Origin of the sequence: Paraburkholderia acidisoli, assembly GCF_009789675.1 — a bacterium.
GTDB lineage: Bacteria > Pseudomonadota > Gammaproteobacteria > Burkholderiales > Burkholderiaceae > Paraburkholderia > Paraburkholderia acidisoli.
This window is the reverse complement of record NZ_CP046915.1, coordinates 1,054,799-1,068,993: the sequence shown is the minus strand read 5'-3', so window position 1 is coordinate 1,068,993 and position 14,195 is coordinate 1,054,799. Positions and strand designations below refer to the sequence as shown.

At 69.3% G+C, this 14,195-nt stretch carries 10 protein-coding genes; 5 read left to right on the top strand and 5 right to left on the bottom strand.

Annotated features, from left to right (window positions below):
* Positions 1–4: 4 nt before the first annotated feature.
* Together FAZ98_RS26940 and FAZ98_RS26935 are read right to left on the bottom strand one after the other, a co-directional pair.
* Positions 5–412, bottom strand: a complete 408-nt coding sequence (locus FAZ98_RS26940) for a DUF2000 family protein (RefSeq protein ID WP_158955801.1) — start codon at positions 410–412, stop codon at positions 5–7.
* 67 nt (positions 413–479) lie between these two features.
* Positions 480–1,346 carry an AraC family transcriptional regulator gene (locus FAZ98_RS26935; protein ID WP_158955799.1) on the bottom strand — a complete coding sequence of 289 codons (867 nt, stop codon included), beginning with the start codon at positions 1,344–1,346 and terminating at the stop codon, positions 480–482.
* A gap of 391 nt (positions 1,347–1,737) precedes the next feature.
* On the opposite strand from FAZ98_RS26935, the gene FAZ98_RS26930 reads away from it, so the two are divergent.
* Both FAZ98_RS26930 and FAZ98_RS26925 read left to right on the top strand, forming a co-directional pair.
* The gene (locus FAZ98_RS26930) at positions 1,738–3,210 is read left to right on the top strand and encodes a circularly permuted type 2 ATP-grasp protein (protein WP_158955797.1); all 1,473 of its coding nucleotides are present in this window, start codon (positions 1,738–1,740) and stop codon (positions 3,208–3,210) included.
* Positions 3,211–3,262: 52 nt separating this feature from the next.
* Positions 3,263–4,231, top strand: a complete 969-nt coding sequence (locus FAZ98_RS26925) for an alpha-E domain-containing protein (RefSeq protein ID WP_158955795.1) — start codon at positions 3,263–3,265, stop codon at positions 4,229–4,231.
* A gap of 23 nt (positions 4,232–4,254) precedes the next feature.
* Here the strand turns inward: FAZ98_RS26925 and FAZ98_RS26920 are convergent, their stop codons facing one another.
* Positions 4,255–5,322 (bottom strand): zinc-binding metallopeptidase family protein, encoded by a 1,068-nt coding sequence (locus FAZ98_RS26920; RefSeq protein ID WP_158955793.1) that lies wholly within the window; start codon positions 5,320–5,322, stop codon positions 4,255–4,257.
* A 164-nt stretch (positions 5,323–5,486) separates the two neighbouring features.
* Between FAZ98_RS26920 and FAZ98_RS26915 the strand changes: the two genes are divergently transcribed.
* From FAZ98_RS26915 to FAZ98_RS26905, 3 genes are all read left to right on the top strand, one after another.
* The gene (locus tag FAZ98_RS26915) at positions 5,487–9,017 is read left to right on the top strand and encodes a transglutaminase family protein (RefSeq protein WP_158955791.1); all 3,531 of its coding nucleotides are present in this window, start codon (positions 5,487–5,489) and stop codon (positions 9,015–9,017) included.
* Positions 9,018–9,103: 86 nt separating this feature from the next.
* Positions 9,104–11,788, top strand: coding sequence for a circularly permuted type 2 ATP-grasp protein (locus FAZ98_RS26910; RefSeq protein WP_158955789.1), 2,685 nt, complete (start codon positions 9,104–9,106; stop codon positions 11,786–11,788).
* Positions 11,785–12,678, top strand: coding sequence for a transglutaminase family protein (locus FAZ98_RS26905; RefSeq protein ID WP_199272418.1), 894 nt, complete (start codon positions 11,785–11,787; stop codon positions 12,676–12,678). Before FAZ98_RS26910 ends, FAZ98_RS26905 begins: the two co-directional genes overlap by 4 nt.
* A gap of 157 nt (positions 12,679–12,835) precedes the next feature.
* On the opposite strand, the gene FAZ98_RS26900 is transcribed toward FAZ98_RS26905, so the two are convergent.
* Both FAZ98_RS26900 and FAZ98_RS26895 read right to left on the bottom strand, forming a co-directional pair.
* The gene (locus FAZ98_RS26900) at positions 12,836–13,231 is read right to left on the bottom strand and encodes a tautomerase family protein (RefSeq protein ID WP_158955785.1); all 396 of its coding nucleotides are present in this window, start codon (positions 13,229–13,231) and stop codon (positions 12,836–12,838) included.
* Positions 13,232–13,276: 45 nt separating this feature from the next.
* A complete protein-coding gene (locus FAZ98_RS26895; RefSeq protein ID WP_158955783.1) occupies positions 13,277–14,116 on the bottom strand; it encodes an SDR family NAD(P)-dependent oxidoreductase in 840 nt (279 codons plus the stop codon).
* Between the last annotated feature and the right edge of the window lie 79 nt (positions 14,117–14,195).

Sequence of the window (14,195 nt, the reverse complement as noted above, 5' to 3'; positions counted from 1 at the left end):
GCGCTCAGGCGTGCAGTTTGAGGCCCTTGATGGCTTTGTCGACGGCCTTCTTCGGCCCGATCAGCGCGATGCCGACGAAGTCGGGATGCTCGGCGTCGCCCGCGCGAAACACCTCGCGGTTCGCGGCGTCGTGGCCCGTGGAAAACATCGCGTGCACGTACGGCACGATCGTCAGTTCGCGCGAGACCGCTTGCCGGTGCGCGCCCTGCAAGCCTGCGAGGTCGGCGGCGAACACCATCATCGGCTGGCCGAGCATGCGGCCGTACTGGCGGCCCGCGGCGTCTTCGTAGGGCTCACCGAGCGCGTCGGGCTGCGCGGCCGCGATGCCGGTCGCGAGAAACGCCACGACGTTGAGTTTTTGCCAGACGGCGAGGTCGTCGCGCACGATCAGCGCGACCTTGGTATCGAACATGAGGGCTCCGGCCTGAAACGGACAAACGGCGTTGAACGAGCCGCTCATGGTGCGCGAAGGCGCGCGTTCAGTCTGGAACGTTTGTGCACAGCCGCCGGTACGCGGCCGGTGTCATGCGATACGCGCGGCGGAACCAGCGGCCCAGATGGCTCTGATCGGCGAAACCGGTTTCGGCGGCGACCTGCGCGGGCGTGCGCCCGGCCGCCAGCAGACGGCGCGCCGCGCGCAGCCGCAGGCGCACGAGATACGCGTGCGGCGACGTGCCGAACGCATGCTGGAAGCGCCGCGTCAGCTTGAAGCGGTCCACGCCGGCCACGGCCACGAGGTCGTCGAGCCCGACGTCGGTGTCCATTTGCGTATGCAGATAATCGCGCACGCGCGCCAGTTCGGGCGCCACGGCAGGGGAAACGGCGTCGCGTTCGAGCGGCGCCGGCCGCAACTGCGTGCCCAGATACGCGAGCAGCCGGTCGAGCGACTGATCGCGCGCGAGCCGCCCTTCGCCGCCGTGGATCGCAAGAAACGCCGCGCGTATGGCCGCGACGAGTCGCGCGTCGTCGACGAGCGTGCGGTCGAACACCGCCTCCACGCCGCCAAGGCCCGGCAGGTCGAGCCGCCGCGCCGCGCGCTCGACCCACGCCTGCGGCAGATACAGCATGGCGTAGGTGAAGCCGCCCGCCTCGGGCGCGTGGCCGTCGTGCAGCGCATTCGGCTCGATCAGGATCGCGCGGCCCGGCACGCTCGTGTGCACCGAGCGATGGCACTGGAAACGCTGCACGCCTTGCTCCGTATAGCCGATCAGCATGTCGTCGTGATCGTGCGGATCGTAGGCGTGGCCGCTAAAATGCGCGCGCACGCCCTCGATGCCCGTCTCCGGGTCGCGGCACGCGCGCAGCCAGTGGTCGGCGGTGCTCTCGTGCGGGTGGACGGGCGCCATGCTTCGTTCCTTTGCGTGTTTCGTGATTCGACCGGCGATCGACCGACGATCGACCGGCGTAGTTTACGCCAAGGCGCGCCATGCCCCACGCGCACCATCTCCGGGCATGGCACGCGGCGGCGCCTCGTCGTCGCCATGCGGTTTGGGTGGGATGCACCGCGAACGCGCGGCGCGCGGCACTTTTCTGTATCGGCATGGAAGTTGCATAAGTCCCGCGAGCCCGATCACCGGCATGCGCCCACGCGCTTTCGATCAGGCGAATCCGCTGATAAGGCGCGCCGGAACCGCAACGCGCGCCGTATTCGTCAGACGCAAGCACCGGCCGACTCACGCAGTCGGGACATGGTCGGGGACAACCCAGCTAAAAAATGCAGCGGACGGAAGAACGGACATGAAGCAAACATTCTTCAACGAGATGTTCGAGCACGGGGAATTCGACGTTCGCGGCATGGCCGCCGCGACGTTCGCGCGGGCGGGCGAGCCGCGTGCCCATTACCGCGACTTCTTCGCGTGGCTGCGCAGCCAGAGCGAGCAACAGATGTCGACCAAGCGCGCGGAGGCCGACGCGATCTTCCGGCGCGTGGGCATCACGTTCGCCGTGTATGGCGAGAAGGACGTGACCGGCGCGGGCACCGAGCGCACCATTCCCTTCGACGTGATCCCGCGCATTTTCCAGCGCCAGGAATGGAACCAGCTCGAACGCGGCCTGCGCCAGCGCGTGAACGCCCTCAACCGCTTCATCCACGACATCTATCACGAGCAGGCCATCGTCAAGCGCGGCATCGTGCCCGCCGAGCAGATCCTGCGCAACGCGCAATATCGCCCGGAAATGCAAGGGGTGAACGTGGCGCGCGAGATCTACGCGCATATCGCCGGCATCGACATCGTGCGCGCGGGCGAAGGCGAGTTCTACGTGCTCGAAGACAACTTGCGCGTGCCGTCGGGCGTCTCGTACATGCTCGAAAACCGCAAGATGATGATGCGGCTCTTTCCCGACCTGTTCGTGCGCAACCGCATCGCGCCGGTCGCGCACTATCCGGACCTGCTGCTCGACACGCTGCGCGCCGCCGCGCCCGCGGGCAGCGACAATCCCACCGTGGTCGTGCTCACGCCGGGCATGTACAACTCGGCGTATTTCGAGCACGCGTTCCTCGCGCAGCAAATGGGCATCGAACTGGTCGAAGGCCAGGATCTGTTCGTCGACAACGACCATCTCTACATGCGCACGACCCAGGGGCCGCAGCGCGTGGACGTGGTGTATCGGCGCGTGGACGACGACTTCCTCGACCCGCAGGTGTTCCGCAAGGACTCGACGCTCGGCGTCGCGGGCCTGATGAGCGTGTATCGCAAGGGCAACGTCACGCTGTGCAACGCCGTGGGCACCGGTGTCGCCGACGATAAATCGATCTACCCCTACGTGCCCGACATGGTGCGTTTCTATCTGGGCGAGGAACCGATCCTCAACAACGTGCCCACGTGGATCTGCCGCAAGCCCGACGATCTGCAATACACGCTCGACCACCTGAGCGAACTCGTCGTGAAGGAAACGCACGGCGCGGGCGGCTACGGCATGCTGATCGGCCCGGCGGCCACGCGCGCCGAGATCGAGTCGTTTCGCGCGGCGCTCGTCGCGCATCCCGAGCGCTATATCGCGCAACCCACGCTCTCGCTGTCCACCTGCCCCACGTGGGTCGAGGCCGGCATCGCGCCGCGCCATATCGACCTGCGGCCGTTCGTGCTCTCGGGCAAGGACGTGCGCATGGTGCCCGGCGGCCTCACGCGCGTGGCGCTGCGCGAAGGCTCGCTCGTCGTGAATTCGTCGCAAGGCGGCGGCACCAAGGACACATGGGTGCTCGAACGCTGACCTCCATGCCATTCATCAGGATGCCGAATCAACGCGTAACCATGGAGGCTTCATGCTGAGCCGCACCGCCGAACACCTGTTCTGGATGACCCGTCACACCGCGCGCGCCGAACATCTCGCGCGCCTGCTCGAAGCGAGCTGGCAACTTTCGCTGACGCAACCCGCGGCAAGCAAATGCTGGCTCGCCGTCCTGTCGATGGCGGGACTCGGCGAGGCCTGGCGGCTCACGCATCACGACCTCGTGGGCAGCGAGGTCATCGCGTTCATGAGCGCCGACGCCGCCAATCCCTCTTCCCTCGTGAGCACCTTGCGCTTTGCCCGCGAGAACGCGCGCGCGGTGCGCGGCTGGGCCCCGGCGGAACTGTGGGAAACCTTCAACGCCACCTGGCTCGACTTGCAGCGCCTGATTGCCGAACGCGCGTTCGAGCACGACACGCAGGCGTTTCTCGAATGGGTCAAGGCGCGCTCGCATCTCGCGCGCGGCGTGCAACTGGCCGCGCCCGTGCAGGACGAAGCGCTCGACTTTCTGCGGCTCGGCGCCGCGATCGAGCGCGCCGACCACATGGCGCGGCTGCTCGAAGCGCACGCCGAAGTGCTCGACGCGCGCACGGCCGCATTCGACTGGCACCGGCTGAACGCGCTGCTGCACGCGAGTTCCGCCGCCGACGCCTGGCGCCAGTTGCACCGCGACGCGCTCGATCCCGCGCGCGCCGCCGTGCTGCTGATCCAGCGCACCGAATGGCCCGGCTCGCTCGCGGCGAGTCTCGCGCAAGTGCGCGCCATCGTCGGGCGGCTGAGCAGCCATGGCATCCACGGCAAAAGCGGCCATTCCGCGCAGATCGAACGGCTCGCGCTGCAACTGTGCGAGGACATTCGCGAGGCGCCGCTCGCCGGTGCGAGTCCGGCCGCGCTGCGCGGCTGGCTGATCGCGCTGATCGCGCGCATCAACGACCTCGCGCGCCGCGTGGGCCGCGACCTCGTGCGGCCCGCCATCGCCGAAACCGCGGCCGCGGCGGCCTGAGCCGCCGCGCTCGCCCGCCCGCGCTACGACCGCTGCGAAGCCACCGCCGAGATCACGCGATGCACGAACCGCAATTTGTCGACCACGGGCGGCGCCAGCGCGAACGGATAGCCGTCGGGCATGCCGAGGCTGCGGTTCAGGCTGTTGAGCGCATAGGTGAGCGGAAACCAGCGCCCCATCAGGCTGTCGAAGCTCGCCTCGTCCACCGGCGTCTGGTCGAGCAGCACGGGTTCGTCGGGCGCCTCGGGCACGAGCGAGAGGCCGCAGGCCGTGGCCGTGTCGAGCGTGTCGACCATGTGCAGATAGTGCGCCCACGTTTCGGCCCAATCCTCCCACGGATGCACGGAGGCATACGCGCTCACATAGCGCGAAGCCCAGTCGGGCGCGGCGCCGTGCTCGTAATGCGTGGCGAGCGCGGCCGCGTAGTCGGTGCGTTCGTCGCCGAACAGCGTGCGGAACGGCTCGAGCCGGCGCGTATCCACGATCAGCCGCTCGAAATAGTAATGGCCGATCTCGTGGCGGAAATGCCCGAGCAAGGTCCGATACGGCTCGTGCAGCGAGACGCGGGTGCGCTCGCGATGGGCGTCGTCGGCTTCGGCGATATTCATCGTGATGAGGCCGTGGTCGTGCCCCGTCATCACGCGCTGGCCGTCGGGGGTGTCTTCGAGAAATTCGAATTGCAGGCCGTTCTCGGGGTCCTCGGCGCGAGTGGCGAGCGGCAGATCGAGTGTGCCGAGCGTGTAAAGCAGGCGCCGCTTGGCCGTCTCGAGCCGGTACCAGTACAGCCGGTTCTCGGGCCGTTCGAGATTGGGAATCGTGCGCGTGAACTGGCAGGCGCGGCAGAGCGTGTCGGGCGAATCGGCGGGAATCATGCCGTTGCAGACGTTCTCGACCGCGTAGTTATGACATTGCCGGTAAAGCGCGCCTTGCGCGTCGGCGGCGAGACTGCGCCACTGGCCGTTGCCGGCGTCCTCGAACGCGTGCATCGCGCCGACGAGCGGCTCATAGCCGAGCAGCGAGTCGCAGCGCTCGCAGCGCGCGTTCTCGAAGAACACAAGTTGATTGCAGTGATCGCAGTGGAAGGTCTTCATCGCCGCTGTCCCCGGTTGAGTGCGCACGCTGCGCCAGCACGCGGCGTGCCGCGCGGCGCCGTTGTCATATTCCGCACTCGCGCGCCTTGCATCATGAGCGCGCGCGCCGCGCCGCCGTCATCGGCATCGCCATATTTTCATTCACGTCGAACGAGGAGTCGGGTGTGTCCATCCGTGTCGCGTTAAACCATGTCACGCAGTATCGTTATGACCGGCTCGTCAATCTCGCGCCCCATGTCGTGCGGCTGCGGCCCGCGCCGCATTGCCGCACGCCCATCGTGTCGTATTCGATGCGCGTGGAGCCCGCCGATCACTTCGTCAACTGGCAGCAGGACCCGTTCTCGAACTACCAGGCGCGCCTCGCCTTTCCCGAGCCGATGCGCGAGTTCCGCGTCACCATCGACCTGGTCGCGGAAATGGCGGTCTACAACCCGTTCGACTTCTTCCTGGAGCCGAGCGCCGAGCAGTTTCCGTTCGCGTACGAGCCCGAACTCGCCGCCGAACTCGCGCCCTATCTCGTGCGCGGCGAGCCCACGCCGCGGTTCGCCGCGTTCGTCGAATCGATCGACAGGCGCGCGCGCGGCACGGTGGATTTTCTCGTCGATCTGAACCAGCGCGTGCAGCACGACATCGGCTATCTCATCCGTATGGAACCGGGCGTGCAAACGCCTGAAGAAACACTGACGAGCCGCTCGGGCTCGTGCCGCGACTCGGGCTGGCTGCTCGTGCAGACGCTGCGCCAGCTCGGTCTGGCGGCGCGTTTCGTCTCCGGTTATCTGCTGCAGCTCACGCCCGACGTGAAGGCAATCGACGGCCCGCAGGGCGCCGAAGCCGATTTCACCGACCTGCACGCGTGGTGCGAAGTCTATCTGCCGGGCGCGGGCTGGATCGGGCTCGATCCCACCTCGGGCCTGCTCGCGGGCGAAGGCCATATTCCCGTTGCCTGCACGCCGGAGCCGGGCAGCGCCGCGCCCATTTCCGGCGCGCTCGACGACTGCGAAGTGGAGTTCTCGCATTCGATGACGATCTCGCGCGTGCTCGAAACGCCGCGCGTGACCAAGCCCTACACCGAGGCGCAATGGTCGGACATGGTCGCGATGGGCGCGCAGGTGGACGCCGCGCTCGACGCGCAGGACGTGCGCCTCACGATGGGCGGCGAGCCGACCTTCGTGGCCGCCAGCGACCGCGACGCACCCGAATGGAACACCGACGCGCTCGGGCCCACCAAGCGCCGCTACGCGATCTCGCTGATGGACAAACTGCGCGCGCAGTACGGCGCGCCCGGCTTTCTTCATATCGGTCAGGGCAAGTGGTATCCGGGCGAGCAGTTGCCGCGCTGGGCGCTCTCGCTCTTCTGGCGCGCGGACGGCGAGCCGTGCTGGCGCGACCCGAAGCTGTTCGCCGACGAGGGCACGCCCGCGCATCACACGGCCGCCGACGCCCAGCGCTTCATCGCGCATCTCGCGGGCAAGCTCGGCGTGGACGCGCAGCACGTGCTGCCCGGCTATGAAGACACGTGGTACTACCTGTGGCGCGAGCGCCGCCTGCCCGTGAACGTCGATCCGTTCGATTCGCGCCTCGACGACGAACTCGAGCGCATGCGCCTGCGCCGCGTGTTCGACGCGGGCCTCGACACCGTGACGGGCTACGTGCTGCCGCTCGCGCGCGACGACGCCGATCGGCCTGCGCACCTGTCCACCCGCCAGCCCGCGCTGGGCGGCGCGCGCTGGGTCAGCGGCCCGTGGTTCTTCCGCGACGAGCGCATGTACCTGATTCCGGGCGACTCGCCGATGGGTTACCGCCTGCCGCTCGACTCGCTGCCGTGGGTCGCGGCGGCGGATTACCCGTGGCAGCACGCGCGCGATCCGTTCGCCGCGAGCGCGCCGCTGCGCAGCGCGGCCGAATTGCGCATGCAGTACGAAGGCGGCCACGGCGCCGAGTTTGGCTCGGGCGATGCGCTTGCCTCGGGCGATGGAGTACCGGCGGGGTTATCGGCTGGACTCCTGGCGGGAACATCGGCGCACGCCCCTCACGGCGCCGCCGGGCACGCCGCCGCCGAGCGCTACCCGGACCGCGGCGAATCGGCGGCCTGGATCCGCCGCACGGCGCTGTGCGTGGAAGCGCGCGATCCGTCGCGCGCCGCCGGGCCGAAAGCCGAAGCCGCCGCGTTCGGCGAGGCGCGCGGCCAGTTGCACGTGTTCATGCCGCCGCTAGCGGAACTCGACGACTATCTCGACCTGCTCGCCGCCATCGAGGCCACGGCCGCCGATCTCGCGCTGCCCGTGGTCGTGGAAGGCTATCCGCCGCCGCGCGACCCGCGCCTGAAAATGCTCCAGGTCACGCCCGACCCCGGCGTGATCGAGGTGAACATCCACCCGTCCGCCAGCTGGGACGACCTCGTCGAGCGCACCGAATTCCTCTACCAGGCCGCGCACGAAACCGCGCTGTCCACCGAGAAGTTCATGCTCGACGGCCGCCACACGGGCACGGGCGGCGGCAATCACCTCGTGCTCGGCGGCGCCACGCCCGCCGACAGCCCGTTCCTGCGCCGCCCGGACCTGCTCGCGAGCCTCGTCGCTTACTGGCACAACCATCCGTCGCTCTCGTATCTGTTCTCGGGCCTCTTCATCGGACCGACCAGCCAGGCGCCGCGCGTGGACGAGGCGCGCAACGACCAGGTCTACGAGCTGGAAATCGCCTTCGCGGAAATTCAGCGCCAGGTCGACCTGCTGCGCGGCTTCGGCGCGGCGGCTCAAAGCGGCCAGAGCGTGCCGCCGTGGCTCATCGACCGCGCGCTGCGCAACATCCTGATCGACGTGACCGGCAACACGCACCGCGCCGAGTTCTGCATCGACAAGCTCTATTCGCCGGACGGCCCGACCGGCCGCCTCGGCCTGCTGGAGCTGCGCGGTTTCGAAATGCCGCCGCACGCGCGCATGAGCCTCGCGCAGCAACTGCTGCTGCGCGCGCTGGTGGCGCGCTTCTGGAAGACGCCGTACACGCAGCGCCTCACGCGCTGGGGCACCGAACTGCACGACCGCTTCATGCTCTCGACCTTCGTGCAGATGGATTTCGACGACGTGCTCGCCGAAACGGCCGCCGCCGGCTTCGCGCTCGATTCGGCCTGGTTCGCGCCGCACCTCGAATTCCGCTTCCCGCTGATCGGCGAGCTGAACACGGGCGGCATCGCGCTCACGGTGCGCCATGCGCTCGAACCGTGGCACGTGATGGGCGAGGAAGGCGCGCCCGGCGGCACGGTGCGCTATGTCGATTCGTCGGTGGAACGGCTCGAAGTGCGCGTGCTCGGCGCGAACGAAAACCGCCATCTCGTGAGCGTGAACGGCCATGCGCTGCCGCTGCAACCCACAGGGCGCGCGAGCGAGCATGTGGCGGGCGTGCGCTTCCGGGCGTGGCAGCAATCGGCCTCGCTGCACCCGACCATCGGCGTGCACGCGCCGCTCACGCTCGATATCGTCGACACGTGGAGTGGCCGCGCCATCGGCGGATGCCAGTATCATGTTGCCCATCCGGGCGGTCGCAATTATCAGACGTTTCCCGTCAACGCCTACGAAGCCGAGAGCCGCCGCCGCGCGCGCTTCTTCACGACCGGCCACACGCCGGGCCCCGTGGAGGTCGCGCCGCCCGCACGCAGCCTCGAATTTCCGTTCACGCTGGACCTGCGGCGGCGCCGCTAATTTTGCGCGGCGCCCGTGCCGATAACACGGTAGAACCCACCGAAGGCGCGCCCCGCAGTCCGGGCGCGCCACCACCATTCACGATCTTGCCGACTCAATCCACCCTGCCGTTCGATTCCGCGGCCCACGACGACGAGGCGGCCGCGCCGCTGCGCACGCTTCCGGTGCGCGGCGGCCACTGGGACGAGCTGCACACGCCGCAAGGCACGCTGCGCGAGCCGTGGCGGCAGTTTTTCGCCCTGCTCGGCAAGCCGGGCGTGGCCGGGCTCGACGGCGCCGCGGCCTCGGTCGCGCGCCAGGTGCGCGAGAACGACATCACCTACAACGTTTATGCCGATGGCGGCGGGCCGCGGCCGTGGGCCCTCGACCTGCTGCCGCTCATCATCGACGAAAACGAATGGGCGCAGATCGAGCGCGGCGTCGCACAGCGCGCGCGGCTGCTCAACGAGATCGTCGCCGATATCTACGGGCCGCAAACCCTGCTCGCGCGCGGTCTCGTGCCACCCGCGCTGGTGTTCGGCCATCCGGGCTACCTGCGCGCGGTGAAGGGTTTCGCGCCGCCCGACCGGCAGTATCTGCAAACCGTCGCGCTCGACCTCGCGCGCGCGCCGGACGGCCAGTGGACCGTGGTCTCGCATCGCACCGAAGCGCCTTCGGGCCTCGGCTATCTGCTCGAAAACCGGCTGATCGTGTCCAGCCTGTTCGCCGAGCCGTTCCGCGCGATGCGCGTGAACCGGCTCGCGCCGACCTATTCGCAACTCGTGGGCACGCTGGCCGCGGGCGCGCGCTCGCTCATGCGCGAGGGCGAAGGCGCTTCGCCGCATATCGTGCTGCTCACGCCGGGGCCGTTCAGCGAAACCTATTTCGAGCACGCCTTTCTCGCGCGCTATCTCGGCCTCACGCTGGTCGAGGGCAAGGACCTCACGGTGCGCGACGACACGCTGTATCTGAAAACGCTCGGCGGACTGGAGCGCGTGCACGCGGTGCTGCGCCGTCTGGACGACACGTTCTGCGATCCCGTCGAACTGCGCGCCGACTCGACCATCGGCGTGCCGGGCCTGTTGCAGGTGATGCGCGCGGGCAACGTGATCGTGTCGAACGTGCCGGGCGCGGGTTTCGTCGAATCGCCCGCGCTGCACGGCTTTTTGCCCGGCATCGCGCAGGCGTTGCTCGGCGAACCGCTCGCGCTGCCCGGCGTGCCCACCTGGTGGTGCGGCGAGGACGCCGCCTGGCGCGACGCGCTCGCGCATCTCGACGACGGCATGCTCGTGCCCACGTGGCCCGGCGCCGCGACCGCGCGCAGCAAGGGCGACGCGGGCAACGCGCCGCCCGGGCTCGCGGCCGGCCCGCAGGCACTCGACGCATGGCGCACGCGCATCGAGGCCATGCCCGACGCCTTCACGATCCAGCAGCCGCTGCGCTACGGCTACGTGCCGCGTTTCGAGCCCGGCACCGGCGTGCTGGGCGCGCGCCCGGCCGTGCTGCGCGTCTACGCGATCGCCGACCCCGCCTCGCCGGACGGCTGGCGCGTGCTGCCGGGCGGGTTCACCCGGCTCGCGGCCGAGCATCAGGAATCCGTGTCGATGCAGGCGGGCGGCAGCAGCGTGGACACCTGGGTGCTGTCGAGCCAGCCCGGCTCGACCTTCTCGCTCCTGCCCACGCCGATGAAACCCGGCGACGTGCGCCGCGCCGCGCGCCGCGTGCCGAGCCGCGCCGCCGAGAACCTGTTCTGGGCGGGCCGCTACGGCGAGCGCGCCGAAAACGGCGTGCGCCTCGCACGCCTCATGCTGGGCTCGCTCGAGGGCAGCGACGCCGAGCAGCTGTTCGGCACCTTCGTCGAACTCGCGGCGGCGAGCGGCCTCGTGCCCGCGGCGGCCGGCGAAACGCAGCGCGGACTCGACGTGTTCGAACGCGTGCTCGCGGCCAGTCTGCACGAAAACGCGGGCATGGCCAGCATCGGCCAGACGCTTGCGAGCCAGGCCCACGCGTGCGGCGAAATTCGCGGCCGGCTTTCGAGCGACCACTGGCGCAACGTGCTGGCCTCGCGCAACGACTTCCGCGACGCGCTCGAAGCGCTTTCGCTCGCGCCCGCGCGACCGGGCGCGCCGCGCAACGGCGCCCCTCGCCATGGCGCGCCCGGCTATGGCGCTCCCCTGGAATTCCGCCGTTCCGTGCCCTACGACCGCGTGACCCTGATGCGCGCGCTCGACACGCTCGCCACGCAACTGAGCGCGATCAGCGGTTGCCAGGGCGACCGCATGACGCGCGACGAAGCGTGGCGGCTGCTGTTCGCGGGCCGCCACATCGAGCGCATCGCGGCCATGGCCACGGTGCTGCGCATCGTCGCGCAGGAACGCACGCTGGCCACGCCCGCCGGTTTCGATCTGCTGCTGCAACTCTTCGACAGCACGCTCACCTACCGCGCGCTCTACCCCGGGCGACTCGAAGTGCCCGCCCTGCTCGACCTGATCGTGACCGACCCGACCAATCCGCGCGGCCTGTACGGCGTGTACGGCCGCCTGCGCACGCGCCTCGACGAGATCGCCCACGCGGCCGGCGGCCCGAAGCGCGAACCGTTCGCCTCGCAACTGGCTTCCGTCGACGCCCTGCCTTCGCTCGAAGCGCTCTGCGATCCTGGCGAGGACGGCCGCTACCCCGCGCTCGCCGCGCTCTGCGACAGCCTCGCCGCCCACATGGCCGCGGTCTCGAACGAGATCAGCGCGCGCTGGTTCAGCCACGCGATGCCGCCCGCCGCGCAGGTGTGGCCATGAGCGACATCGTGCTTTCGGTCGTGCATCGCACGGATTACCGCTATTCCACGCTGGTGGAAACGGCGCAGCATCTCGCGACCATCCGCCCGCTCGAACTGCCGTGGCAACGCGTGCTCGACTCGCGCGCGAGCATCGCGCCCACGCCCTCGTATCGCACGAGCCGGCTCGACGCGTTCGGCAACGAAGTGCTCTACTTTTCGTTCGACGCGCCGCACGATCACTTGCGCATGACGAGCGAAACGCGCGTGCAGCTCGCGCCGCGCTACGCCGCGCTCGACGCCGAGGCCACGCCCGCGTGGGAGAGCGTCGCGCACGCGCTGCGCTACGAGGCGGGCGGCGCGTTTCATGCGGAGTCCGAATTCTGTTTCGCTTCGCCGAATATCGCGCTCTCGCCGGCGTTGCGCGCGTACGCGCTCGACAGCTTCGCGCCCGGCACGCCGGTGCTCGCGGGCGCTATCGACCTGATGCATCGCATTCACGCCGATTTCGCGTATCGCCCCGCCGCCACGGCGTTCGACACGCCCGCGGCGCGCGCCTTCGAATTGCGTCACGGCGTGTGCCAGGATTTCGCGCAGGTGATGATCGGCTGCCTGCGCACGCTCGGGCTGGCCGCGCGCTACGTGAGCGGCTATTTGCGCAACGACCCGCCCGAGGGCGCCGCGCCCATGATCGGCGCCGACGCCTCGCACGCGTGGGTGTCGCTGCACGTGCCCGGCGACCGGCACGCGGGCTGGGTCGATCTCGACCCGACCAACGACGTGCTCGCCGACCAGGGCCACGTGACGCTCGCCATCGGCCGCGATTACAGCGACGTTTCGCTGCTGCGCGGCGTGATACTCGGCGGCGGCGCGCACGAGGTGGAGGTTGCGGTGAAGGTGCAGGCGGAGTGAATCCGCGCGTGAAGGCCTGGGTGAGCCGTCGATGAGTCTTCGTGGACGCTTCGTCGAGTCTTCGCTGTCTATTCGCTGAGTCCGCGCTGAATCCGCGCTGAATCGGCGTGGGAGCTTGCGCGCATCGGCCCAGGCCGAGTCGCGCAAGCCCCCGCGCTCACGCTTCGCCCGGCTCCCATTCCGGGCTGTAACCGCCCAGCGCCGGGTGATACATCTCGTCGCCCGCGTGCTGCGTGAACTCCACGTTGAGGCGATCCTCGCGCAAGCCCAGAATCTCCACGCAATGCGCGCAGAGCGCCTGCGCCACCGCCATGCGCAGTTCCGGCGGCCGGCCGCGGCGGATGTCGAGCATCATCACCGAAACCGGCTCCGGCTCGCTCCCCTCGGCCGTCACGCGCCACACGCCGCCCTCGCCCAGTTCGCGGATCGCCACGCTAATACGGCGACTATCCACCGACATCATCCGCGCGTAAGTCTCGCTCATGCGCGCGGCAAGCCGCTGCTTTTGCGCGACGGAAAAGCGCCCGGTCGTATCGAGTTGCAGATAAGGCATGGTGGGAACTCCTGATGATGGATCGGGCGCGGGCTGCGGCTGAACTCAAGCCTGGCTCGACGCCAGCGCGTAGCGCGGCGCGGCCTTCGCGTTGGCGAATTTCGGCGCGAGCGCGCGGCGTGCCGCTTCCCATTGTGTCCAGTCGTCGCCGTTCTGGAGCGTGGGAATCGTCACGAGTTCGCCCTGATCGAGCCCGGCCAGCGCGGCATCCACGAGATCCGCCGCCGACATCGTCGTGGCCGCTTCCTTTTGCGGCGCGTAGCCCGCCACGTCCCAGAACGCCGTGGCCGTGGCGGCCGGCATCACCGTCTGGATGCGCACGCCCTTGTCGGCGAGATCGCGCTGGAGCGCGTGGCCGAAGCTCAGCACATACGACTTCGACGCGCTGTACACGCCGTTCAGCAGCTCCACCGCAATGCCCACCACCGAGCCGATATTGACGATGGTGCCCGCGCCCCGGCTCGCGAACGCCGGCGCCACGGCATAGGTCAGGCGCGTGAGTGCGGTGATGTTCAGGCCGATCATCGCTTCCATGGCGTCCACGTCGTCCTTGAGCACCGAGGCGACCGAGCCCACGCCCGCGTTGTTCACCAGCATGGTGATGCGCGCGTCGTCGCGCAGCAGGCGCTCGATGCGCGCGAGCGCGGCCTTGTCGTTGAGATCGGCGGGAATCGTGTCGATCGTGCGGCCGGTCTCAGCGCTCAGGCGGGCGGCCAGCGCGTTCAGCCGGTCGGCGTCGCGCGCCACGAGAATCAGGTCGTAGCCGCGTTTCGCGAGACGGTCGGCGTAAATCGCGCCGATACCGGCGGAAGCGCCCGTGATGAGCGCGGTGCCCCGCGTGGCCTCGGTGGCTTGCGTGGCGTGGGAAGTTTGCGTGGAAGTCATGGTCGTATCTCTTGCGAATGGGTGCATCGACGGGGTGCCGAAGCTGAAGGCGATTCTGATCCCGGCACGCCACATCCTC

Coding starts and splice junctions, on each gene's coding strand:
- FAZ98_RS26940 (WP_158955801.1), bottom strand. CDS start 412: ATGTTCGATACCAAGGTCGCGCTGATCGTGCGCGACGACCTCGCCGTC.
- FAZ98_RS26935 (WP_158955799.1), bottom strand. CDS start 1,346: ATGGCGCCCGTCCACCCGCACGAGAGCACCGCCGACCACTGGCTGCGC.
- FAZ98_RS26930 (WP_158955797.1), top strand. CDS start 1,738: ATGAAGCAAACATTCTTCAACGAGATGTTCGAGCACGGGGAATTCGAC.
- FAZ98_RS26925 (WP_158955795.1), top strand. CDS start 3,263: ATGCTGAGCCGCACCGCCGAACACCTGTTCTGGATGACCCGTCACACC.
- FAZ98_RS26920 (WP_158955793.1), bottom strand. CDS start 5,322: ATGAAGACCTTCCACTGCGATCACTGCAATCAACTTGTGTTCTTCGAG.
- FAZ98_RS26905 (WP_199272418.1), top strand. CDS start 11,785: ATGAGCGACATCGTGCTTTCGGTCGTGCATCGCACGGATTACCGCTAT.
- FAZ98_RS26900 (WP_158955785.1), bottom strand. CDS start 13,231: ATGCCTTATCTGCAACTCGATACGACCGGGCGCTTTTCCGTCGCGCAA.
- FAZ98_RS26895 (WP_158955783.1), bottom strand. CDS start 14,116: ATGACTTCCACGCAAACTTCCCACGCCACGCAAGCCACCGAGGCCACG.